Annotated in this window: 19 protein-coding genes; 3 read left to right on the top strand and 16 right to left on the bottom strand. The window is 70.7% G+C overall.

Features of this window, described 5'->3' with window-relative positions; all coding sequences use genetic code 11:
* Positions 1–7: 7 nt before the first annotated feature.
* From panC to dacB, 13 genes are all read right to left on the bottom strand, one after another.
* Entirely contained in the window at positions 8–862 is an 855-nt protein-coding gene (panC, locus tag RN607_RS02185) for a pantoate--beta-alanine ligase (RefSeq protein ID WP_313544027.1), read from the bottom strand.
* Positions 859–1,803 (bottom strand): Rossmann-like and DUF2520 domain-containing protein, encoded by a 945-nt coding sequence (locus RN607_RS02180; RefSeq protein ID WP_313544025.1) that lies wholly within the window; start codon positions 1,801–1,803, stop codon positions 859–861. Before RN607_RS02180 ends, panC begins: the two co-directional genes overlap by 4 nt.
* Positions 1,796–3,385, bottom strand: coding sequence for a PH domain-containing protein (locus RN607_RS02175; RefSeq protein WP_313544024.1), 1,590 nt, complete (start codon positions 3,383–3,385; stop codon positions 1,796–1,798). The genes RN607_RS02180 and RN607_RS02175 overlap by 8 nt, the downstream gene beginning before the upstream one ends.
* The gene (locus tag RN607_RS02170; protein ID WP_313544022.1) at positions 3,382–3,861 is read right to left on the bottom strand and encodes a PH domain-containing protein; all 480 of its coding nucleotides are present in this window, start codon (positions 3,859–3,861) and stop codon (positions 3,382–3,384) included. The genes RN607_RS02175 and RN607_RS02170 overlap by 4 nt, the downstream gene beginning before the upstream one ends.
* Before the next feature lie 44 nt (positions 3,862–3,905).
* A complete protein-coding gene (locus RN607_RS02165; protein ID WP_313499426.1) occupies positions 3,906–4,394 on the bottom strand; it encodes a DUF3180 family protein in 489 nt (162 codons plus the stop codon).
* A 1-nt stretch (position 4,395) separates the two neighbouring features.
* Positions 4,396–5,523: a 2-amino-4-hydroxy-6-hydroxymethyldihydropteridine diphosphokinase gene (gene folK, locus RN607_RS02160; protein ID WP_313544019.1), complete on the bottom strand. Its 1,128-nt coding sequence runs from the start codon at positions 5,521–5,523 to the stop codon at positions 4,396–4,398.
* A gap of 4 nt (positions 5,524–5,527) precedes the next feature.
* A complete protein-coding gene (gene folP / locus RN607_RS02155) occupies positions 5,528–6,355 on the bottom strand; it encodes a dihydropteroate synthase (protein WP_313544017.1) in 828 nt (275 codons plus the stop codon).
* A 4-nt stretch (positions 6,356–6,359) separates the two neighbouring features.
* Positions 6,360–6,926, bottom strand: coding sequence for a GTP cyclohydrolase I FolE (gene folE / locus RN607_RS02150; RefSeq protein ID WP_313499417.1), 567 nt, complete (start codon positions 6,924–6,926; stop codon positions 6,360–6,362).
* Between the two features lie 26 nt (positions 6,927–6,952).
* The gene (ftsH, locus tag RN607_RS02145; RefSeq protein WP_313544015.1) at positions 6,953–8,974 is read right to left on the bottom strand and encodes an ATP-dependent zinc metalloprotease FtsH; all 2,022 of its coding nucleotides are present in this window, start codon (positions 8,972–8,974) and stop codon (positions 6,953–6,955) included.
* A gap of 90 nt (positions 8,975–9,064) precedes the next feature.
* Complete coding sequence (locus RN607_RS02140; RefSeq protein ID WP_313544013.1) at positions 9,065–9,976, bottom strand: PDDEXK-like endonuclease domain-containing protein; 912 nt, start codon at positions 9,974–9,976, stop codon at positions 9,065–9,067.
* A gap of 330 nt (positions 9,977–10,306) precedes the next feature.
* On the bottom strand, positions 10,307–10,843 hold the full coding sequence (gene hpt / locus RN607_RS02135) for a hypoxanthine phosphoribosyltransferase (protein ID WP_313501798.1): 537 nt from the start codon (positions 10,841–10,843) through the stop codon (positions 10,307–10,309).
* Between the two features lie 142 nt (positions 10,844–10,985).
* Positions 10,986–11,987, bottom strand: a complete 1,002-nt coding sequence (gene tilS / locus RN607_RS02130) for a tRNA lysidine(34) synthetase TilS (RefSeq protein WP_313499410.1) — start codon at positions 11,985–11,987, stop codon at positions 10,986–10,988.
* A 6-nt stretch (positions 11,988–11,993) separates the two neighbouring features.
* Positions 11,994–13,439, bottom strand: a complete 1,446-nt coding sequence (gene dacB, locus RN607_RS02125) for a D-alanyl-D-alanine carboxypeptidase/D-alanyl-D-alanine endopeptidase (protein WP_313544011.1) — start codon at positions 13,437–13,439, stop codon at positions 11,994–11,996.
* An 89-nt stretch (positions 13,440–13,528) separates the two neighbouring features.
* Between dacB and RN607_RS02120 the strand changes: the two genes are divergently transcribed.
* Positions 13,529–14,053 carry an inorganic diphosphatase gene (locus RN607_RS02120; RefSeq protein ID WP_313499405.1) on the top strand — a complete coding sequence of 175 codons (525 nt, stop codon included), beginning with the start codon at positions 13,529–13,531 and terminating at the stop codon, positions 14,051–14,053.
* Between the two features lie 312 nt (positions 14,054–14,365).
* Here the strand turns inward: RN607_RS02120 and RN607_RS02115 are convergent, their stop codons facing one another.
* On the bottom strand, positions 14,366–15,817 hold the full coding sequence (locus RN607_RS02115; protein ID WP_313499403.1) for a C40 family peptidase: 1,452 nt from the start codon (positions 15,815–15,817) through the stop codon (positions 14,366–14,368).
* 217 nt (positions 15,818–16,034) lie between these two features.
* Between RN607_RS02115 and metX the strand changes: the two genes are divergently transcribed.
* Complete coding sequence (gene metX, locus RN607_RS02110; protein WP_313499400.1) at positions 16,035–17,231, top strand: homoserine O-acetyltransferase MetX; 1,197 nt, start codon at positions 16,035–16,037, stop codon at positions 17,229–17,231.
* Between the two features lie 70 nt (positions 17,232–17,301).
* Positions 17,302–18,450: an acyltransferase gene (locus tag RN607_RS02105; protein ID WP_313499397.1), complete on the top strand. Its 1,149-nt coding sequence runs from the start codon at positions 17,302–17,304 to the stop codon at positions 18,448–18,450.
* Here RN607_RS02105 and RN607_RS02100 read toward each other — a convergent pair.
* Both RN607_RS02100 and RN607_RS02095 read right to left on the bottom strand, forming a co-directional pair.
* Positions 18,447–19,337 (bottom strand): SGNH/GDSL hydrolase family protein, encoded by an 891-nt coding sequence (locus RN607_RS02100; protein WP_313499394.1) that lies wholly within the window; start codon positions 19,335–19,337, stop codon positions 18,447–18,449. The genes RN607_RS02105 and RN607_RS02100 overlap by 4 nt on opposite strands.
* Before the next feature lie 137 nt (positions 19,338–19,474).
* Positions 19,475–20,794 (bottom strand): aspartate aminotransferase family protein, encoded by a 1,320-nt coding sequence (locus tag RN607_RS02095; protein ID WP_313499391.1) that lies wholly within the window; start codon positions 20,792–20,794, stop codon positions 19,475–19,477.
* Positions 20,795–20,875 lie beyond the last annotated feature (81 nt).

Below are 20,875 nucleotides of genomic sequence, written 5' to 3'. Positions count from 1 at the left end.
GGGACTGTCAGCGGATGCGGGTGACGACGTTGTCGATCAGCCGGGTGGCGCCGACGGTGGCCGCCACGGCGATGACGACGTCTCCCCGGTGGTCGCCCGCGACGGGATGCGAGTCCGACGGGTCAAGCGCGGCCAGGTAGTCGACGACGACGTCGGCCGCGTGGGCGAGCACCGCGCGACCTGCCGCCAGCGTGTCGACGACGGAGGCTCCCGCCTCAGCCGCCTGCCGCGCCGCGTTGAGAGCGCGCGACAGGGACAGGGCCCGCTCCCGCTCCTCGGAGCTCAGGTGCACGTTGCGCGAGCTGAGCGCCAGCCCATCCGTGTCGCGCACGGTCGGCACCGCCTGGATCTGCACCGGCAGATCCAGATCGCGCACCATCGCACGGATCGCGATGAGCTGCTGCGCGTCCTTCTGGCCGAAGAACGCGACGTCGGGCCTCACCAGGTGCATCAGCTTGAGCACCACCGTGAGCACGCCGTCGAAGTGCCCTGGTCGATGCGCACCTTCGAGCACCTCGCCGATCGCGCCTGCGCTGACGGTGACGGTCGGATCCCCGTGGGGATACATGGCCGAGGCCTCGGGCGCGAACAGCACGTCCACCCCGGCGGACTCGAGCAGCGCCGCGTCGGCCTCGAGCGTGCGCGGATAGCTCGCGAGGTCCCCCGCGTCGTTGAACTGCAACGGGTTCACGAAGACCGACACGACCACCTGATCCGCCGACACACGCGCCGTGCGCACGAGCGCCAGGTGACCGGCATGAAGCGCGCCCATGGTCATGACGACCGCACGTCGCCCGGGCGCGTCGCCGCGGCGGGGCGGCTCGAGCTCCCTCAGCTCCGCGAGCGTGGTGACGATCCTCATCGGTCCTCCAGGTCGGTGCCCCCGCGCGGGGGGCCTTCAAGGTCCTCGGGGGCGAGTCCGAGCGCCGCGATCACGGCCGCATAGCCGTCGGCGCCAAGCCTCCCGCCGGCGAAGGCGAGATCCGCCGTCGCGCGAGCCATCGCCTTGTAGGCGGCAAGGGTCTCAGGAGAGCCCACGAGCGCCGCCAGATGCGCAGCCACGGTACCTGAGTCGCCGCGCACGACTGGACCGGTGAGGGTCGCGACCGACCCGGGGGCGTCACGCAGGGCACCCTCGACGGACGCCTGCGTGAGCGGTCCGAGCACGCGCCCCGGCTCGTCGATCCCCAGGCGCGCGAGGACGGCGCTCGCCTGGGACACCGCGGTCACGACGTGGTTCGCGCCATGCACGAGCGCCGCGTGATATGCGGGACGGTCGGCCTCCGCGACCACGATCGGCTCGGCGCCCATCTCCACCACCAGCGCCTGCGCGATGGGCAGCACAGGGGCCGGCGCCGTCACCGCGAACACCGAGTCACGCAGCCGAGCGCGGTCCATGCTCGTGCCGGTGAACGTCATCGCCGGATGGATGGCAAGCGGGATCGCGCCTGCCCTCCTCGCCTCCGCGAGGACCGACGTGCCGAATCGTCCCGCGCAATGCACCACCAGCTGCCCCTCGCGCCACGCGCCGAGCGTCGCCAGGCCTGCCACCAGCGGCTGCAGCGCGTCGTCGGGCACCGTGAGGAGCACCAGGTCGCTCGCACGCACCACCTGGTCGGGATCCATCCTGGGCACACCGGGCAGGAGCGTGTCGATGCGGTCGATCGACGCCTCCGACGCGCCCGACGCGCCGACCACCTCGTGGCCAGCCTCGCGCAGCAGCGCACCCAGCACCGCTCCGACTCGCCCGGCACCCACCACACCGATGGCCAGCCGGCCGGGCCTCCGCGACGGCTCACTCATCGCGACCCCCCGACGCGGGCGCCACCGTCACGTCGTCTCCCGCCAGCACATCGTCCAATGCTGGCACGACCGTCGCCAGCCACTGCTCCGGGGTCTGCCTGCGACGCGACTCGCGTGCCCTGACCGCCTGCTGCTCGATCAGCGCGAACGCGTCCGCGACCGCCAGGTGCTGAGCGACAGGGCTCACCGGGCCAGGGGTGGAGTGGACGACCACCGTCGCGACGTCGGCGGCACGCTGGAGCGGACCCTGGGCGAGGCCCATCGACTGGATCCGCTCGTGCGGCACCACCACCAGCTCGCGCACCAGGAGGCCCCTGCGGATCAGCAGCGCGGTGTCGGTGGCGCGCACCCCACGATGCCGCCACTGCATCGGATCGAACCACCGGGCGCTGCGCGGCGAGGCGGTGAAGCCCCCGTCCGCCCCCGTCCCGGACATCGCCAACGAGATGGTGCCCTCAGGATCCGGGTCGCCCAGGTCCGGAAGCACCAACCACAGTGCCGCGAGCGCGTCGGCCCTCGTGCCCACCGGCAGAAGCGTGGAGACGTTGGCCTCGTCGGCCTGGTAGCCGGCCACGTTCACCGAGATGCGCCACCAGTCGCGACGCCGCCAGAGCAACGGCTGACGGAGCTCGACCGCCTGCACCCGTCCGGGCGGGACGGTCTGACGCCGCGTCTCGAGCATCCCGTGCCGCAGCCGCACACCATCCGCGGAGATCCCCGCCACGAACCCGAAGCCGGCGGCGAGGCGGCTCCACGTGAAGCCGACCACACCGAACAGCACCGGGATCACGCTCGCCAGCGAACCGCCGATGACGGCGAGCAGCATGTGCTCCACGTCCGAGCTCACCACCAGCACCACGACCACGGCGATCAGCGGGATGGCCGCCAGCCACAGGAACGCGCCCGACAGCGCGATCGACCCGAGGAGGCGTCCCAGCGGCACCACCAGCACGTCGCGCTCCGCAGCCGCGGCGACCGCGGGCACGCCCTGCGGCTCGCCCAGGATGACGCCACGGAGGCTCGGAGGCGGCGCCGACGCACCCGTCGCCACGGCGGCAGCGTCACCCTTGCGCACCGCCTTCACCCCTGCGGCCAGCGCAAGGATCTCGTTGCGCAGGGCATCCGCATCTGCCAAACGCAGGTACTCGAGCGCCACAGTCGAGCCCTCGCCGCCTGCGACCTCCACCTTCACTGCCGCGAAGCCGAACACTCGCGCGAGCAGCGGCTGCACCACGTCCACCGCCTGCAGGCGATCCAGACGCGCCTGCTTGCTCTGGCGGTACAGGACGCCCTTGCGCAGCTCCACGGAGTCGTCCGTGATCCGGAAAGTGGTCATGCGCCACGACACATAGCCGCCCGCGACGACGAGCGCCGCGATCAGGAGCCCCAGCAGGGCCAGCGTGATGATCGCAGGATGCCACCCGCCGCCGAACTCCTCGCCCCCGCCGCCGAGCCACTCCGGCGCGTTCTGGAAGAACCAGTACGCGCCGATCGCACCGAAGACCGACCATGCGCCGAGGAACGGTGAGACAGGGTGGAGCCGCGTCCACTCGCGTGGCGCGGCATGGATCGCGGTGGTCACAGCCCCGCCAGGGTCGCCTCGCCGCGTGCGGTGAGACGATCCCTCAGCCGCGCCGCCTCGTCCGTCGGCACGCCCGAGATCGACGCGTCGGTGCCGGGCGACGCAGTGTGGAGCTGGACGCGGGCGATCCCGAAGGCTCGAGCGAGCGGCCCCGCCTCGACCTCCACGAACTGCATGCGGCCGTACGGCACCACCGTCACCCGCCGGAACATGCGGCCACGCTTCACCAGCAGGTCATCCTCACGCTCCGCCCACGCATGCGCACCCACCTGCCGCACCACCACCCAGGAGATCCACGCGAGGGCCACCAGGACGATGGCGACCGCGATCCAGACGGCGCCGCCGAAGAGCACGGCGGGCACAAGAGCGACAGGCAGGAGCAGCAGCGCGGGAAGCAGCAGGCTCAGCAGACGAGCGGGGATGAGCCGCCTGTCCACGTAGTTCCACGAGGCGCCGTCGGGCTCGAACCAGGTCATGGGTCCAGTCTGCCAAAGGCCGGGCACGCCATGTGCCCCAAGGATCAGGCGGGTGCCGCGCCCGCGCCCGCGCCAGGCCCGGCATCGTGCTGATCGCCGTCGTCGTCGATCCGGCACCAGCGCTCCGCGATCACCCCCGCGACGAGCATCGCGACAGCGGCCGCCGCCGCGATCAGCGCCTCGATCGCGATCGACCGCCTGGGCGCGTGGTCCCAGTACGCGGTCAGAGCAAGCGCATATCCGCCGAGGCCGCCGCCCAGCACCGCGCCGCTGTAGGCGCACGCCTGTGCGAACGCCACGGTCCGCAGCGCCTTCATGGGATCCACGTGGTGACGATGACCGCGCTGGTACGCACGCACGGTCCAACCCCACGCGATCGCGATGCCGCCCGCGATCAGGCAGCCGATCGGAAGCGACAGCGGTACCGCCACGGGCGCCTGGCCCCGCGCGAGCAGCAGGGCGGCCGCGCCCCAGGCGAGCAGCACCGAGACGCCCACCCACAGGGCGAGCCGACGCCAGGTCAGCGGAGTCACGTCAGTAGAGCGGCGCGCCGCCCTCCTGCGGCGTGGCAGACGACGGTGCGCCCTCGACCTCGGGCACGTCGACAGGCTCAGGCACGTCGACAGGCTCGGGCTCCACAACGGGATCTGCCTGCTGCGGCTGCGCGATGATCTGGACGCCCGACGTGTCCACCTGCGCGACCAGGTCGGCCACGCGCCCGCCGCCAGGTCCGGGCAGCACGGCGTCAGGCTCGAACGCCGCCCACGGCACCAGCACGAAGCCCCGCCCGTGCGCCCGCGGGTGCGGGAGCACCAGGTCCTCGGACTCGCCCACGAGGCCGTCCACGTCGATCAGGTCGATGTCCAGGGTCCGCGGTCCGTTCGGGACGGTCCGGTCGCGGCCGTAGACCATCTCGATGCCCTGGCATGCCGCCAGCAGCTCGCGGGCGGACAGCGCGGTCTGCACGCGGATGACAGCGTTCAGGTAGTCCGGCTGCGCGGGCCCGCCCACCGGCGTCGACTGGACCAGCGGCGAGGCGCCCGTGACCTGGATGCCGCTGATGCGGTGCAGGTCCGCCACGGCGTTGGACAGCGTGGTCGCCATGTCGCCCAGGTTCGCGCCGAGCGCGAGCAGGGCCCCGACAGGCTGCGCGGGCCGTGCGTCGAACGGATCGGTCGAGGGTCGCATGCCGCCGGGCGACAACGGGTCGTCGGGCATGCCGGCGGAGGACCCGATGCGCTTGTCGGCCCACAGCCCGCCGGTGCGCAGGTCGCGGCGGATCCGCACCGTGACGTCGCCGAACTCCACGTGGAGCGGCGCCTGCGGCTTGTGCACCCGGACGTCGACGCAGTGCACGCCGTCCATGTCGAGCACCGCGAGCGCGATGTGCTCGGCCACGGTCTCGATCAGGTTCGCGGGGTCGCCCGCGAGGACCTCTGCGGCTCGGTCCGCGACATCCGAGTAGTTGAGGGTCCGGGTCAGATCATCATGCGCAGCTGCCGCGCGGGTGGACACGTGCGCGACGACGTCGGCGTAGAACAGCTGCCCTGTCTCGCGCTCGTTCTGGTTGACGCCGTGGAAGCCGGTCACGCGGACCCGGTTCACCGCGATCTGATCCAGCTCGATGCCGTCCTTGACGTACGGGGTCACATCCATGGCCATGTCCTCATCGTGCCTTGTAGCCGGCTGTTGTCAATTGCGACACCACGGAGACCGCATCACGCGCCGCAGCGGCATCGTGGACGCGCACACCCCAGATCGCCTCGAGCGCGCACACGGTGGTGACGGCCGTCGTGGCGGCCTCCCGGTTGGACGGGTCGGCGCCGTCGCCGCCACCCTGCGCGATGGCCGCACCGAGGAATCGCTTGCGCGAGGCCCCGATCAGCACGCGATGCCCGTGCGCCCACTCGCTCCAGCGCGCGATCAAGGGCCAGTTGGACGCGGTGACCTTGGAGAACCCGAGGCCAGGGTCGAGGATGATCCTCTCCGGGGCGACACCCGCCGCCGTGAGCACGTCGACGCGGGCCGCGAGCTCGTCGGCCACCTCGGCCACCACGTCGACGTATCGATCGGCGGCGTCCATCTCGGTCGAGTGCGCACGCCAATGCATGGCCACGTAGTCGCAGCCGAGGTCGGCGACCGTGGGCGCCATGCGCGGGTCGGCGAGCCCGCCGGACACGTCGTTGACGATGCGGGCCCCCGCATCGACGGCCGCGGCAGCGGTGGTCGCGTGCATCGTGTCGATGGAGACGGCGACCCCGTGCGCCGCGAGCGCCTGGATCACGGGGACCACGCGCACGCGCTCCTGCTCAGGCTCCACGCGCGCCGCGCCGGGTCGCGTGGACTCGCCGCCCACGTCGACGATGGCGGCGCCTTGCTCGTGCAGCTCGATGCCGTGAGCGATGGCGGCGTCCACCGTGTCCCAGCGGCCGCCGTCGGAGAACGAGTCCGGGGTGACGTTGAGGATGCCCATCACGAGCGTGGGGCCTGTCACCGCGTCACCGTCCGACGATGAGGCTCATCGCCTCGGCGCGCGTGGCCGCGTGCCGCATCACGCCGCGCACCGCGGACGTGACGGTGCGCGAGCCCGGCTTGCGGATGCCTCGCATCGACATGCACAGGTGCTCGGCCTCGACGATCACGATGACGCCGCGCGCCCCCAGCTCGGTGACGAGCGCGTCGGCCACCTGGGTGGTGAGACGCTCCTGCACCTGGGGACGGCGGGCGTACAGCTCGACGAGCCGTGCGAGCTTGCTGAGCCCGGTGATGCGCCCGTCGGGTCCAGGGATGTAGCCCACATGCGCGACGCCGTGGAACGGCACCAGGTGGTGCTCGCACATGGAGTACAGCTCGATGTCCTTGACGAGGATCATCTCCTCGTGACCCAGCTCGAACACCGCCGAGAGGACCTCGGCCGGGTCGCCTCCGAGCCCGGAGAAGAACTCCTCGTACGCCCTGGCGACCCGGGCCGGCGTGTCCTTGAGGCCGTCGCGGTCAGGATCGTCGCCGATGGCGGCGAGGATCTCCTTGACCGCGGCCTCGATGCGGGGCTGGTCGACTGCCATGCTCAGCTCTGCCTTCGCTGTCCCGGTCAGGACTCGTCGGTGGTTCCGGTCGAGTCCGCCGGGCCGGTCGCCTCCGCGGGCGTCGTGTCCGCGGCGTCGTCCTTCGGCTCGACGATCTCGGGGGCGGGCGCCTTGGGCGCCTCGAGCTCGGGAAGCGGCGCCGGCGGCTCGGTGGGCGCCCAGTCTCCTGAGACCCAGTGCTGACGCCTGTCGATGTGCTTCACGTCGGCGAAGATCTCCGCGAGCTCCGTCTCGTTGAGCGTCTCCTTCTCGAGCAGCTCGGCGGCGAGCCGGTCCAGGATCTCCCGGTTGGCCTGCAGTGCCCACGTGGCCTCTGCCATGGCGCGATCCATGAGCGCGCGGACCTCGTCGTCGATGACGGCGGCGACCCGCTCCGAGAACTCGCGGCCGTGGCCCATGTCGCGGCCAAGGAACACCTCGCCGGAGCTGCCGGTGAGGCGCACGGAGCCGACCTTCTCGCTCATGCCGTACTCGGTCACCATCTGCTTGGCGATCTCGCTGGCCTGCGAGATGTCGTTCGATGCGCCGGTCGACGGGTCACCGAAGATGAGCTCCTCGGCCACCCGGCCGCCCATGGCGTACGCGAGGTTGTCGAGCAGCTGGTTGCGGGTCTTCGAGTAGCGGTCCTCCGCGGGCATCACCATCGTGTAGCCGAGGGCGCGTCCGCGGGGCAGGATCGTCACCTTGGTGACCGGGTCGGTGTGGTTCATGGACGCCGCCACCAGGGCGTGGCCGCCCTCGTGATACGCCGTGACCCGCTTGTCGTGGTCGTTCATGACGCGGGTGCGCTTCTGAGGGCCGGCGATGACGCGGTCGATCGCCTCGTCGATCTCGCTGGGTCCGATGCGCTTCTCGTCACGGCGGGCCGTGAGCAGCGCCGCCTCGTTGAGGACGTTCGCGAGGTCGGCACCGGTGAAGCCAGGGGTGCGGCGGGCGACGGCCTCGAGGTCCACCTCGGGCGCGATCGGCTTGCCCTTGGCGTGCACCTCGAGCACCTTGCGTCGTCCCTTGAGGTCCGGCGCGTCGACGCCGACCTGGCGGTCGAAGCGACCGGGGCGCAGCAGGGCAGGGTCCAGGATGTCGGGCCGGTTGGTGGCCGCGATCATGATGATGTTCGTGTTGATGTCGAAGCCGTCCATCTCCACGAGCATCTGGTTGAGCGTCTGCTCGCGCTCGTCGTGACCCCCGCCGAGGCCGGCGCCGCGGTGGCGTCCGACGGCGTCGATCTCGTCGACGAAGATGATGGCAGGGGCGTTCTTCTTGGCCTGCTCGAACAGGTCGCGCACGCGGCTGGCGCCCACGCCCACGAACATCTCGACGAAGTCGGATCCGGAGATGGAGAAGAACGGCACGCCCGCCTCGCCTGCGACGGCGCGCGCGAGCAGGGTCTTGCCGGTGCCGGGGGGACCGTAGAGCAGGACGCCCTTGGGGATCTTGGCGCCCACGGCCTGGAACTTGGCCGGGTGCTCCAGGAACTCCTCGATCTCACGGAGCTCGTCCACGGCCTCGTCCACGCCTGCGACGTCGTCGAACTTCACCTTGGGCATGTCGGGGCTGACCTGGGACGCGCGCGACTTGCCGAACTGCATGAGGCGTCCGCCACCGCCCTGCATGCTGGACAGCAGGAACCAGAAGACGACGACGATCAGCAGCAGCGGGATGAAGGTGATGAGCAGGCTGGTCCAGATGGACGTGGTCGCAAGCTCGGCGTCGTAGCTGGTCGCGCTGGACGCCTCGACCGCGTCGACGACCGCCTGACCCTGCGGCGCGGCGTACGTGAAGTACACGACGTCGGACAGGTCCTGCCAGTCGGCGGGGTCGGAGGACGGGATGTCCTGCGTGAGCGTGAGCTCGACACGCTGGTCGCCGTCGACGATCTTGGCCTGCTCGACCACGTCGGCCTTGAGCAGGGCGAAGCCCTCAGAGGTGTCGACGCGGTCCATGCGAGGACTGAAGAAGCTGGAGACGAGCCAGCCGAGCGCGACGATCATCACCACGAGGAGCAGGAGGCGGGGAAGATTCTTCATCGTGCCTCCGACTCTACGCGAGCGGTCCTAGTGGGTGGACACGGTTTCGCCCCAGGCAGAGTCGCTCCCGCGCGACGGTGTGAACCAATCTCAGTGACGACTCGCCGGTAGGGACCACCAGCGGGGGCCCGACACACGCGCGGCGCGGTCGAGATTGGTTCGTACTGTTGGCGAGAACCAACCCCGACGCCACAGCACGGCGACGACGTCCTCGACGATTCGACCGGGGTCCCGAAGCACATCTCCGCTCGCGTAGCGCAGCGTCGCGTAGCCGTCGAGCGCCAGCTGACGATCCCGATCCCTGTCCCGCGCGAACTGGTCCCGCCGCCGATGGAACTCGTACCCATCCGTCTCCACCACCACATGCCCTTCGACGAGCAGGTCGACGGCGCCGACGCCCGCGATCTCTGCCTGGGGAATGACCGTGAGCCCTGCCTCGCGCAGCTCGACCCTCGCGATGCTCTCCAGCAGCGACTGGGCGCGAGCGTCGACCGACGACACCACCCACCGCCGCCGCGCCTCCGTCCCGTGCCTCAGGAAGGGAAGCCCGCCAGGATCGAGCAGCCCGCGGTTGAGCGCCGCATCCAGCAGCACGACCTGCTCGAGAGGCGACGTGCACAATGCGGCGATGTCCAGGTTCTCGAGGACCGACACGCCTTCACGAGGGAGGTGGCGGTGCAGAACGACCTCACCGACGGGCCTCCTCCGCGGGTTGCCGAGCGCACGATTCTGCGGGACGGCGAGGTGCACCTCGCCAGGGACGCGGAGCAGCGGGAGGCCACGCGCCGCGCACCATGTGACACAGGTCCCGACCCCACGGAACACTGTGGCAAGGATCGCCGCGCGGTCGGTTCCGGGCAGCGCGTAGCAGCCTCGGTGGGGCCTGATGAGGTCGCCCGAGCGGAGCGCCGTGCGCAGCATGTCGCGACTCACCCCGCACCCCTCGAGGTCGGACCAGCGGGCGACGCCGCCACGCGCTCGCACCGCTTCCTGAGGATCCACACTTCGACGATGGGGGCACGAATGCGGTGCGCTCCGCACGCCGATGTCGGCCGTGGACCACGACGCGTATCCGCGTCGCCTGTGGACGGCGAGGCGTGTCGGCCCGCCAGCGAGTGTGACGGACGAGCGCGCTGCGGCGATCCAGCAGGTGCCGCTGGGCGCCACCTCACCCGGTGCGAACCAGATCGCCGTGCGACACCCCGGCCCACCCGAGCCTGGCGGCACGAGCGCCAGCGTGTCGGATCGAGATTGGTTCGTACCGTCGGCGGCGGGGCGGAGGGGTGGAGGGGCGGCGGGGTGGAGGGCTGGAGGGGCTGCGGGGCAGCGGGGTCAGCCCCCGTACACCGCCGGGTTGAGGATCGCGACGAACGGAAGCGTCCGGTACTTCTCTGCGTAGTCGAGGCCGTAGCCGACGACGAACTCGTTCGGGATGTCGAAGCCCAGGTACTTGATGGGCACGTCCACCTGCACGGCGTCCGGCTTGCGCAGCAGCGCCGCGATCTCGACCGACTCAGCGCCGCGCGAACGCAGGTTCCCGAGCAGCCACGACAGCGTGAGGCCGGAGTCGATGATGTCCTCGACGATCAGCACATGCTTGCCCGTGAGGTCGGCGTCGAGGTCCTTGAGGATGCGGACCACGCCCGACGACTTGGTGCCGGAACCGTACGACGAGATCGCCATCCAGTCCATCTGCACCGTGGGAGGCATGCGGCGCGCCAGGTCTGCCATCACCATGACCGCGCCCTTGAGGACGCCGACGAGCAGCAGGTCCTTGCCTTTGTAGTCCTCGCGGATCGCAGCGGACAGCTGGTCGAGCTTCCGGCCGATGTCGTTCTCGCTGACGATGATCTTCGTGAAGTCGTCCATGTCGAACGTCTGGTCCACGTGAGGCTCCCGTGAGTCAGGTTGGAGGGGTGAGTGCCCGACGCTGGGCGTGGTCCCGGGGGTGGCCCGTGACCGTGGTCGGCACCGGCAGCGGGGTCCTGACGGGGCCGTCGTGAGGCCTGGCTCAGGTCGCCGGGCGCTCGAGAGGGTGACTGATCACAAGCCTGCCATACTCGCGCCGCGCCTCGTACCCGCCTGGAAGCGAGACGGCGCCCTGCCCCTTGTACTGGGTGACGAGCGCATCGAGCGCGTTGACGTGGACGGTGGTGAGCGGACCCGCGCCCTTCGCCTCGGCGAGCATCTTGAGCATGCGGGAGCGGATCGCGTCCGGCAGCGCGGCGAGCATGTCGCAGCGCCACTCGTCTGCACGGACCGTGGAGGTGGAGGTCTGCATGGCGGATCTCGCCTGACGGTCGAGCTCGTCGGCGTCGGCCTGGAGGAGCGCCGCCGACCGGGCCAGCCCGGAGACGACGCCTGGGCCCAGCACGTCGACCAGCGCGGGCATCACCGAGGCGCGGAGCGCGGACCGTCGGGGACCGTCGGGGTCCGTGTTGGTCGGATCGTGCCAGGGGGTCAGCCCCTGGGCGGAGCACGCGCCGACCGTGTCGGAGCGGCGGACGGAGAGGAAGGGCCTCGCGATCCTTCCGCGCCGGGGCGGGATGCCGGACAGCGCGCGGGCGCCGGATCCGCGAGCCAGCGCGAGCAGGACCGTCTCCGCCTGGTCGTCCATGGTGTGGCCCGTGAGGATCTGCGGGTCATGCCCGCCCTCCGTGTCGACGCGCGCGTTGATGGCGTCGTAGCGGGCCTTGCGCGCGGCGGCCTCGAGCCCGCCGTCACGACCCACCACCACCCGCTCGACGAACACGCTGTAGATGCCCGCGAGGCGCGCCTGCTCGGCCGCGTGCTGCGCGACGCGGTCCGATCCTGCCTGGAGGCCGTGGTCCACGATGATCGCTCCGGTGAGGTACCCCTCCTTGCGACCCACGTAGGCGGTGGCTGCCGCGAGCGCGAGCGAGTCGGGTCCGCCCGAGAGCGCCACCCACACCTTGGTGCCGATCGGCATGCCGTCGAGCGCCTGGCGGACAGCCGAACGGCACGCGGCCACGGACGGGTGCGGTGCGCTCATGGGCGGTCAGCCTTCACAGCCACATCCTGCCAAAGCGGCCGTGAAGTCGTCGATGGCGGCACGAGGCTGCGTCTGGCCCGCGGCCATGCCGTCGAGCAGCGTGGAGAACACCAGCCAGCGCCCGTCGGCCGTCTCGACCAGGCCCGCGAGCGCGGTGACGCCTGTGAGCGAGCCGGTCTTCGCGAGGCTTCTGCCGACCACCTCGTCGGTCGCGGCACGGTCCGCGACCGTCCCTTCGACGCCGACGATGGGGAGCCAGTCGAGGATGCCGCTGGTAGCGGGGTTCAGCGCCGTGGCGCGGAGCGCGCCGACGAGCTGGTTCGGGGTGATGAGGTTCTGGTCTGAGAACCCGGCGCTGTCGTGCAGCTGCAGGCCCGCCGTGTCGACGCCCATGCCCGCGAGCGCGTCGGTGATGGCCTGCGCGGCTCCCGCCGGCGTCGCCGGATTCCCGGCGGCGAGCGCGATGTTGCGCCCCAGCTGCTCCGCGACCGTGTTGTCCGAATCGCGCAGCGTGTAGGCGACGATGTCCGACAGCGGGGCGGACTCGACGCTCGCGACGATCGCCGCGGACGAGGACGACGCGCGCGACGCCGTCCCGCTCACGGTGATGCCCCGATCGGTCAGCAGGCTCGCGAGAGTGGTCGCCACGTCGCCGGACGGATCCTCGGAGCGCTGCGCGTACGCGTCGTCCGTGAGGCGTCCCTCGTCGATCTCGATTCCGGTCACGCGCCCGGCGTAGCCGTGCTGCAGCGCATAGGCCGGCCACGAGTCGGGGTAGGCGGGGCCAGGGTAGGCGCCCGTGTCGACGGCGACCGTCACCGGGCCGATTCCCGTGCCGAGCGACGAGACGATCTGATCTGCGAGGTCGGCGACCCCCGCATACCCGTTCGCAGGATGCGGGCCGCCGAACGTCGCGACGTCGTCGGCCGACACGTCGGCGCCCAGGTCCTCCCCATGGCCGTAGCCCGCGGCGAGCAGGATGTCGCCGCCCGCGATGAGGGTCAGTGTGCGCGTCGTCTCGTCCCACGACACCGACGTCGTGAAGGTGTGGTCCGGGCCGAGCGTGGCGAGCGCGGCCGTGACGGTGAGCACCTTGGTCGTGGACGCCGGCGTCTGGGGATCGTCCGCGCCCAGGTCGGCGAGCACGTCCCCCGTGAGGAGGTCCACCACCGACACGTTCGTGGACGCGCCTGTGCGGGAGTCGTCGCGAAGTCCCTGCGCGAGCGTCTGGATCGCCGCTGCGGACGGCTCCGGTGCGTCCTCGCCCATCCCGTCCAGCAGGACGGGGAGCATGGACGACGACGGCGCGGGCGACGCTGTCAGGTACGGAGCAGCCTGCTCCACCGCCGCCGCGGTGAGAGGCCCGGGAACCAGGTCCGCGATGTCCGCGCCGACGTAGGCGACGACGAGGGCAGAGGGGACCGCGACCGCGATCACCGTCCTTGTCCTCATATCCACCTTCCGTGTCGATGCGTCACACTAGTATCCAGTTATCTCCTGCGCGGCCGGACAAGGCCGCTTCCCCGACCTTAAGGACCGTCATGGAGTTCGACGTCACCATCGAGATCCCCAAGGGCTCGCGAAACAAGTATGAGGTGGACCACCACACCGGTCGCATCCGCCTGGACCGCATGCTGTTCACCTCCACCCGCTACCCGGACGACTACGGATTCATCGACGGGACGCTCGGTGAGGACGGCGACCCGCTGGACGCCCTGGTCCTGCTCGAGGAGCCCACGTTCCCCGGCTGCCAGATCCGCTGCCGTGCGCTCGGCATGTTCCGCATGCGCGACGAGGCCGGCGGCGACGACAAGGTGCTGTGCGTGCCCGTGGGCGACCAGCGTCAGACGTGGCGTCAGGAGCTGACCGACGTGTCAGACTTCCACCGCCTCGAGGTGCAGCACTTCTTCGAGGTCTACAAGGACCTCGAGCCAGGCAAGTCCGTCGAGGGCGCCACGTGGGTGGGCCGCGCGGATGCCGAGCGCGAGATCACCCGGTCGTTCGACCGCGCCGCGGGCACGCCGTTCGCGCACATGAACCCGCTCTACCCGCCTCAGGAGCACTGAGCCCGGTCGGATCAGGGGCGGCCGAAGGTGGCCGCCGCGTGCTGGATGTGAGGGAAGGCCCCTGGCAGATGCCAGGGGCCTTCGTCGTCCACGGAGGCTGCCTGACCCGGCGTTGTCTCTCCGTGGCGGACACTCTGAACCATCCCAGCGGTAGACGTGCCGGCGCGTCGGATGGCGGACGATGTGCCGACCGGCGCGCCGCGCCCAGATTGGTTCGAACTGTCAGGGAGGGGCGTCGCGCTGACGATCCATCCAGACGCGGGGCCCGAGACAGCGGCGGCTCCTCCGCCGCGAACGGGCAGCGTACGGAGGCTACGGACGGCCGGCGTACGGCATGATGTCGCCCACGGCCCAGTTGTTGTAGACGCGGGTGCCTGCGAGCGTGCCAGGGGCCTTGGCCTCCATGACCTTGCCGTTGCCGATGTAGATGGCTACGTGGTAGATCAGCGACGCCTGCTGATCGGTGCCCCAGAAGATGAGGTCGCCCACCCGGAGCTGCGAGAACGACACGTGCGTCGTGTAGCTGTACTGCAGCCGCGAGCTGTGCGGCAGGTAGAGACCCGCCTTGCCCCACGCGTACTGCGTCAGGCCCGAGCAGTCGTACGACGGACCGCTGCCGCCGTACGCGTACGTGGCCCCCGTCAGCGTGAGCGCAGCCGCCGCAGCGGTCTGACCCTGCGCGGCGCTGGACTTCCAGTCGCTTGAGGACCCCGTGTCGGTGGAGCCGCCGGTCGAGCCTGATCCCCCGGTCGAGCCTGATCCGGTGGACCCGTTGCCGCTCGCGGATCCGGAATCCGTGGAGCCGCTGCCCGAGTCCGAACCCGTCGAGCCGCCGGAGGACCCGCTGGAGCCGGAGCTTGCGGCGTCCTGAGCGGCCTTGTCAGCGGCAGCCTTGTCCGCGGCAGCCTTGTCGGCGGCCGCCTTGTCGGCAGCGGCCTTGTCGGCAGCGGCCTTGTCGGCGGCAGCCTTCGCGGCTGCGGCCTGCTGCGCGGCGGCGCGATCGGCCGCCAGGCCGGCCTGGCGCTGCTGCTCGAGCGCGACGGTGGTGCCCTGGAGGTCGGCGAGCCGTGCGACGGCCTGGGCCTGCACCTGCTCGGCCTCGGCGACTGCGGCGTTCGCGTCGGACTGCGCCTGCTGCGCGGTCTGCAGGGTGGTGAGCGCGGTCTGCTCGGCTGCGACTGCGGTGCTGGCGGCCGTCTCGGCGTATCCACGCATGGTCGTGGCGACGAGCTCGGCGGCCTTGACCTGCTGCAGCACCGCGTCCACACGGCTCGACGCGCGGTCGAGCGATTCGGTGCGTGCGATCACGTCGTCGAATCCGTCAGCGGTCATCATCGCCTCGACCTGCGCCAGGTCCCCGCCGTTGCGGTAGTCCGCGAGCGCGACCGCGGCGAGGTTCGCCTTGGCGTCCTCGAGCGCGGCGTCCGCGTCGTCTGCCTTGGCGTTGGCGGAGAAGAGGTCCCGCTGGGCCTGCACGTTCGCGTCCTGCGCGACGTTGTAGTCCTCTGCGGCGGACAGCGCCGCGATGTTGGCCGTGTCGGAGGCGGCCTGGAGCTGGGCGATCGCGGCGTCGAGCTGGTCGACGGTCGCCGCCTGGTTCTCCGCGGCGGACTTCGCGGCGGCGATGTCGTCGGCGCCTGGGTAGGCGAGAGCGGTGGACGACTGGGTGACGGCGAGCACCGAGGCGGCGAGCGCGAGCACGAGCACGCCGGCCGACCGGCGTCCGGCCGCCACGACTCGGGCCATGCGGTGCTGTGGTTCCACGTTCTCCTCGCGCGCGAAGGCGCCTGTCGTCGCGGCCAGGGGTTGCCGCAGGGCTTCTCGATGCTAGGTCCGATTCGCCCGGTTCGACACCCCTGACAGGTGTGCAATTGCTCTCACGATCATCGGCATCGGCCTGAAACTCTTGAGACTGATGTGACAGATGTGATCATAGCCGCGATCCGCGCGGATGCACAGGGTGCCCTAGGCTGAGACCGCTATGGACGACGACGGCATCGAGACCGACGCCTGGGCCGCCGACGAGGGCCCCGGCCCGGGCGCACCCATCCCCGCCTCCGCCGCGTGGCGCGTGGGCGACCACCCGGGTCGCCGCCAGTTCGTGACGATCGGCGACCTCCCGCTCGAGTCGGACCCGCTGGGCGTGCTCCCCGACGCCGTCATGGCGTACGAGACGTGGGGCGAGCTCAACGCCGCGAAGGACAATGCCGTCTACATCGCGCACGCCCTCACCGGCGACAGCCACGTGTTCGGCCCGTCCGAGCCCGGCCACCACACCGGCGGCTGGTGGAACGCCATGGTCGGCCCCGGCAAGCCGATCGACCCGGCCAGGCACTACATCGTCAGCGCGAACGTGATCGGAGGCTGCCAAGGCAGCACCGGCCCCGCGTCCGCGCACCCCGACGACGGGCAGCCATGGGGCTCGCGATTCCCGTACGTCACGATGCGCGACATGGTGAACGCCGAGATCGCCGTCACGGACCACCTGGGCATCGACCGCTGGCGCCTGATCGCAGGGCCGTCCATGGGTGGCATGCGCGCGCTCGAATGGACGGTCATGGCACCCGAGCGCACGGGAGCGATCGCGCCCGTCGGCTCCACGGCCGCCACCACCGCCGACCAGATCGCCTGGTCGACGTCGCAGATCGCCGCGATCCTCGCCGACCCGCGTTACCGGGCCGGCGACTACTACGACGCCGCCGACGGCGACGGACCTCACATCGGCATCGGGATCGCCCGCATGATCGCGCACACGACCTACCGCAGCGCAGGCGAGCTCAACGACCGCTTCGACCGTAACTACCAGGGGGATTCCGACCCCCTGGGCAAAGGCGGCCTGTTCTCCGTGCAGTCCTACCTCGAGCATCATGCCCGCAAGCTCGCGAGGCGCTTCGACGCGAACACGTACGTCGCGCTCGCACGCGCGATCCAATCGCACGACGTGGGTCGCGGACGCGGCGGCGTCGAGACCGCGCTCGCACGCTACACCGACCCCGCGCTGGTCATCGCGATCGACTCGGACCGCCTGTACCCCATGCAGAACTCCCAGCGGATCGACGCAGCCTTGTCAGGCTCGCAAGGCATCAAGGTGGTCCACTCCCCCGTCGGCCACGACGGATTCCTGGTCGAGGCCGCTCAGATGATCGCCTTCATGGAGGAGTTCGAGCGGACGCTGTAGCCGGTCTCACGCACATGCGGGAGCGCTTGAGGGGCGCCATCCGTTCCTCACGGCGTCAGGAGGACTCCGAGTGATCACCACCACGGAACCAGTGGTCTCCGTCCCCGCGGCACCGTCCGCGCCCGCCGGCGGCAACCGGCCGGCGAAGACGGTCCGCAATTCCAACCTTGAGCTGCTGCGCGTCGTCTCGATGATGGCGATCGTGATGCACCACGTCGTCGTGCACGGTGAGCCGTACCTCACCGCCGGCGACCACGGCGACTATGTGGCGGCCGCAGCGGCGAGCTTCGGCAAGGCAGGCGTCGACCTCTTCCTGCTGGTCGGCGCGTTCTTCATGTCGGGCTCCCGCCTCAGGGTCCGATCCCTCGCATCGCTCGTCATCCAGGTATGGACGACCGCGTGGATCCTGTGCGGTCTCGCCATCCACGTCGGGGTGGCACGCTTCGACAGCCTGTCGACCTATCACTCGTTCCAGCCGATCCTCACCTACCAGTACTGGTTCGCCACCGCATACCTGCTGCTCATGGTGCTGAGCCCGTTCGTCAACACCTTCATCCGCGCGGCCTCGCGTGACCAGCTGCGGGCGCTCATCATCGTGCTCATGTCGATCGCGACCATGCAGACCCTCGTCCCTGCGTTCAAGTTCGGGCTCGGGTCGTTCTCATGGTTCCTCACCGTCTACCTGGTGGGCGGCTACCTGCGCCACCACGCGCCCGAGGTCCGTGGCCATGGCCGCGGCTGGACGCTCGCCGCGATCGGTGCGATAGCGGCGCTTCCGTTCGCCGCGATGCTGGCGTGGTACCTCGCGACGTACTACCCGGAGCTCGAGATCGGCCCGTTCGGACTCACCCTGGAGTCGTCTCCGCTGTCCTTCGCCGCGGCGCTGCTCCTCTTCCAGGCGGTGCGGAGGATGCCGGCGCGGCACTCGAGGCTCGTGAACTGGATCGCGTCGCTCATGTTCGGGGTGTACCTCTTCCACGACCTCCCGCTCATGCGCACCTGGCTGTGGAAGGACACGCTCGACATCCCGGGGCACGTGGTCTCGATCGGCCTGGTGCCCACCCTGATCGGCGGCTTCGTGGTGGTGTTCGTGGCCGCGACGCTGTTGGAGGCCATCCGTTCGGTCCTGGTCCAGCGACCGTTGATGGCGCTCGTCGATCGACTGCTGCCACGTCTGATGCGCGACGTGGACCAGTCCGTGAAGGACGCGCTCGCCTAATATCGGGCGGCAGCGAGCGCAGGTGCGGCGGCAGGGGTCTCGCGGGGCTCGGCCCTCATGAGGGTGAGCGACTCGATCACCCGGCGAGCGATCGCCGCATGCCCTGCATCGTCCACGTGGACACCGTCCTCCACCGTGTACGAGGGGTCGTCGAGAACCTGCGGATCCAGCAGGCTGATGTAGCTCGCCCCCACCGCTGCCGCAGCGTCTTGCACCGCCTGATCGAAGTCGACCTGCCAGTCCTGGACGTCGCCGATCCAGGACGGCCCGACCGCGATGATCCATGCGTGCGGGAACTCTGCCCGCGCCTTCTCATACGTCTCCTGGATGGCCGCGACGACGTCGACGCCCGCAAGCCATTCGTCCGTGTCGTTCTGACCGCCGGCGATGACCACGATCGCCGGCTGCACGCCGTCGGCGACGGCCTCGTCGATCGCTTCCGAGTAGGCGGGGCACAGGTCGGGAGCGCAGACGTTGGAGAGCGAGATGTACCCCGTTCCGCCGTACGCATGATTGACCTCCTCCCAGCCCTCGATCTGCGCGACCCGGGTGGTCCAACGATGCTCGTCGTCGCTTGCTCCGGTGCCGTAGCTGTAGGAGTCGCCGATGAACAGGGCGACGGGAGGCGTGAGCGGTTCAGTCACGTCCTCGGGCACGCCGGCCAAAGGCGGCGGCGACGGCGTCACGGTGACCACAGGTGCCGGGGCGGCTGCGGACGGGGACACGTCGGCCGCGGCCACCGTCGACGCGGGCAGGCCGGACATCTGCACGAGCACGGACGCGATGGTCAGGACGGCGACGACGAGCAGCGTGGCCGCAAGCCCCCAAGCGGAGCCACCTGCCTCCCGCCGCAGCTGGGGCACGGTGTGGGCTGCGTCCGTCTGCACCGGGGCCCCCTCAGGCTCGTGACCGTGGGTGGGCCCTACCGCACATGCTCGGACGGGACCCCGGTCGGGATATGTCTTGTGGTTGCGATCGTAACCGCCGATCGGGCCGTGCGGGGAGCCCCCTGCCGAGGTGGAGCTCAGCGCTCCGACAGCACCTTCTCGATGATCGCCAGGCCCGTCTCGGCCTCGTCGGCCGTGATGACGGCCGGCGGCACCACGTGGATCCGGTTGTCCGCAAGGAAGGGCAGCAGCCCGTGCGCCATGAGAGCCTTCTTGATGGCGCCCATCTCGGAGGCGGGCAGCATCTCGCGCGTCTCGGCGTCCGCCACCAGCTCAATGGCCCAGAACACGCCGATGCCACGGACCTCGCCGATCACGTCGAGCCGCTCGGCCATCGCGGCGAGGCGGGGGCCGATCACGGTCTCGCCGATCGTGGCGGCGTTCTCGACGATCTTCTCCTGCTCCATCGCCTCGATGGTGGCGACGATCGACGCCATGGCGAGCGGGTGGCCCGAGTACGTGAGACCGCCGGGGAACACGCGGTCGTCGAACGTCTTGGAGATGGCCTCGGAGATCATCACGCCGCCCGCGGGGACGTAGCCGGAGTTGACGCCCTTCGCGAAGGTCACGAGGTCGGGGCGCACATCGAAGTTGTCGAGCGCGAGCCAGGCGCCGGTGCGCCCGAAACCGGCCATGACCTCGTCCAGGATGAGGATGATGCCGTAGCGGTCGCAGATCTCCCGCACGCCGTGCAGGTAGCCGGGCGGGGGCATGAGGACGCCTGCGGTGCCGGGGATGGTCTCGAACAGCATCGCAGCGATCGAGGACGGGCCTTCGGCCTGGACGATGCGCTCGAGGTGGTGGAGGGCGCGTGCCGACTCCTCCTCCGCGGTGCTGGCCCAGAACTCGGAGCGGTACAGGTAGGGCCCGAACGCGTGGACGTGGCCGCGCGCGAACTCGTTGGGAACTCGGCGCCAGTCGCCGGTGGCGACGATGGCAGCGCCGGTGTTGCCGTGGTACGAGCGGTAGAGGGACAGGACCTTGTCGCGGCCGGTGTGGAGGCGGGCCATGCGGATCGCGTTCTCGTTGGCGTCGGCGCCCGCGTTGGTGAAGAAGATCTTCTGCATGCCCTCGGGGGCGTGCTCGAGGATCTTCTGGGCGGCCTTCGCGCGGGCGTCGTTCGCGTACGCGGGGCCGACGGTCGCGAGGCGGGCGGCCTGCTCCTGGATAGCGGTCACGACCGCCGGGTGCTGGTATCCGATGTTGACGTTGACCAGCTGGCTGGAGAAGTCCAGATACTCGTTGCCGTCGAAGTCCCATACCTTGACACCCGAGCCGCTGGCGATCGGCATGGGCGCCAGGCCGGCCTGCGCCGACCACGAATGGAAGACGTTGCCGGTGTCGGCGGCCGTGATCGTCGCGTTGTCGCTGGGCTGGATGAAGGGCGACTGGCTCATGGAGTCCTCCGGATCGGTTGCTTCCGCACCGTCGATGTCGGCGCGCACGGACGGCTGCCGTACCCGTCCGATACTTCCCCA

The sequence above is a fragment of the Demequina capsici genome, from assembly GCF_032102965.1.
Lineage (GTDB): Bacteria > Actinomycetota > Actinomycetes > Actinomycetales > Demequinaceae > Demequina > Demequina capsici.
Note: the sequence above shows the minus strand (reverse complement) of the source record. Positions and strands in the feature narration are given on the sequence as shown.

Coding starts and splice junctions, on each gene's coding strand:
- tilS (WP_313499410.1), bottom strand. CDS start 11,987: ATGAGCGCACCGCACCCGTCCGTGGCCGCGTGCCGTTCGGCTGTCCGC.
- folE (WP_313499417.1), bottom strand. CDS start 6,926: ATGGCAGTCGACCAGCCCCGCATCGAGGCCGCGGTCAAGGAGATCCTC.
- RN607_RS02120 (WP_313499405.1), top strand. CDS start 13,529: ATGGAGTTCGACGTCACCATCGAGATCCCCAAGGGCTCGCGAAACAAG.
- panC (WP_313544027.1), bottom strand. CDS start 862: ATGAGGATCGTCACCACGCTCGCGGAGCTGAGGGAGCTCGAGCCGCCC.
- dacB (WP_313544011.1), bottom strand. CDS start 13,439: ATGAGGACAAGGACGGTGATCGCGGTCGCGGTCCCCTCTGCCCTCGTC.
- ftsH (WP_313544015.1), bottom strand. CDS start 8,974: ATGAAGAATCTTCCCCGCCTCCTGCTCCTCGTGGTGATGATCGTCGCG.
- hpt (WP_313501798.1), bottom strand. CDS start 10,843: ATGGACGACTTCACGAAGATCATCGTCAGCGAGAACGACATCGGCCGG.
- folK (WP_313544019.1), bottom strand. CDS start 5,523: ATGGCCATGGATGTGACCCCGTACGTCAAGGACGGCATCGAGCTGGAT.
- RN607_RS02170 (WP_313544022.1), bottom strand. CDS start 3,861: ATGACCTGGTTCGAGCCCGACGGCGCCTCGTGGAACTACGTGGACAGG.
- metX (WP_313499400.1), top strand. CDS start 16,035: ATGGACGACGACGGCATCGAGACCGACGCCTGGGCCGCCGACGAGGGC.
- RN607_RS02095 (WP_313499391.1), bottom strand. CDS start 20,794: ATGAGCCAGTCGCCCTTCATCCAGCCCAGCGACAACGCGACGATCACG.
- RN607_RS02180 (WP_313544025.1), bottom strand. CDS start 1,803: ATGAGTGAGCCGTCGCGGAGGCCCGGCCGGCTGGCCATCGGTGTGGTG.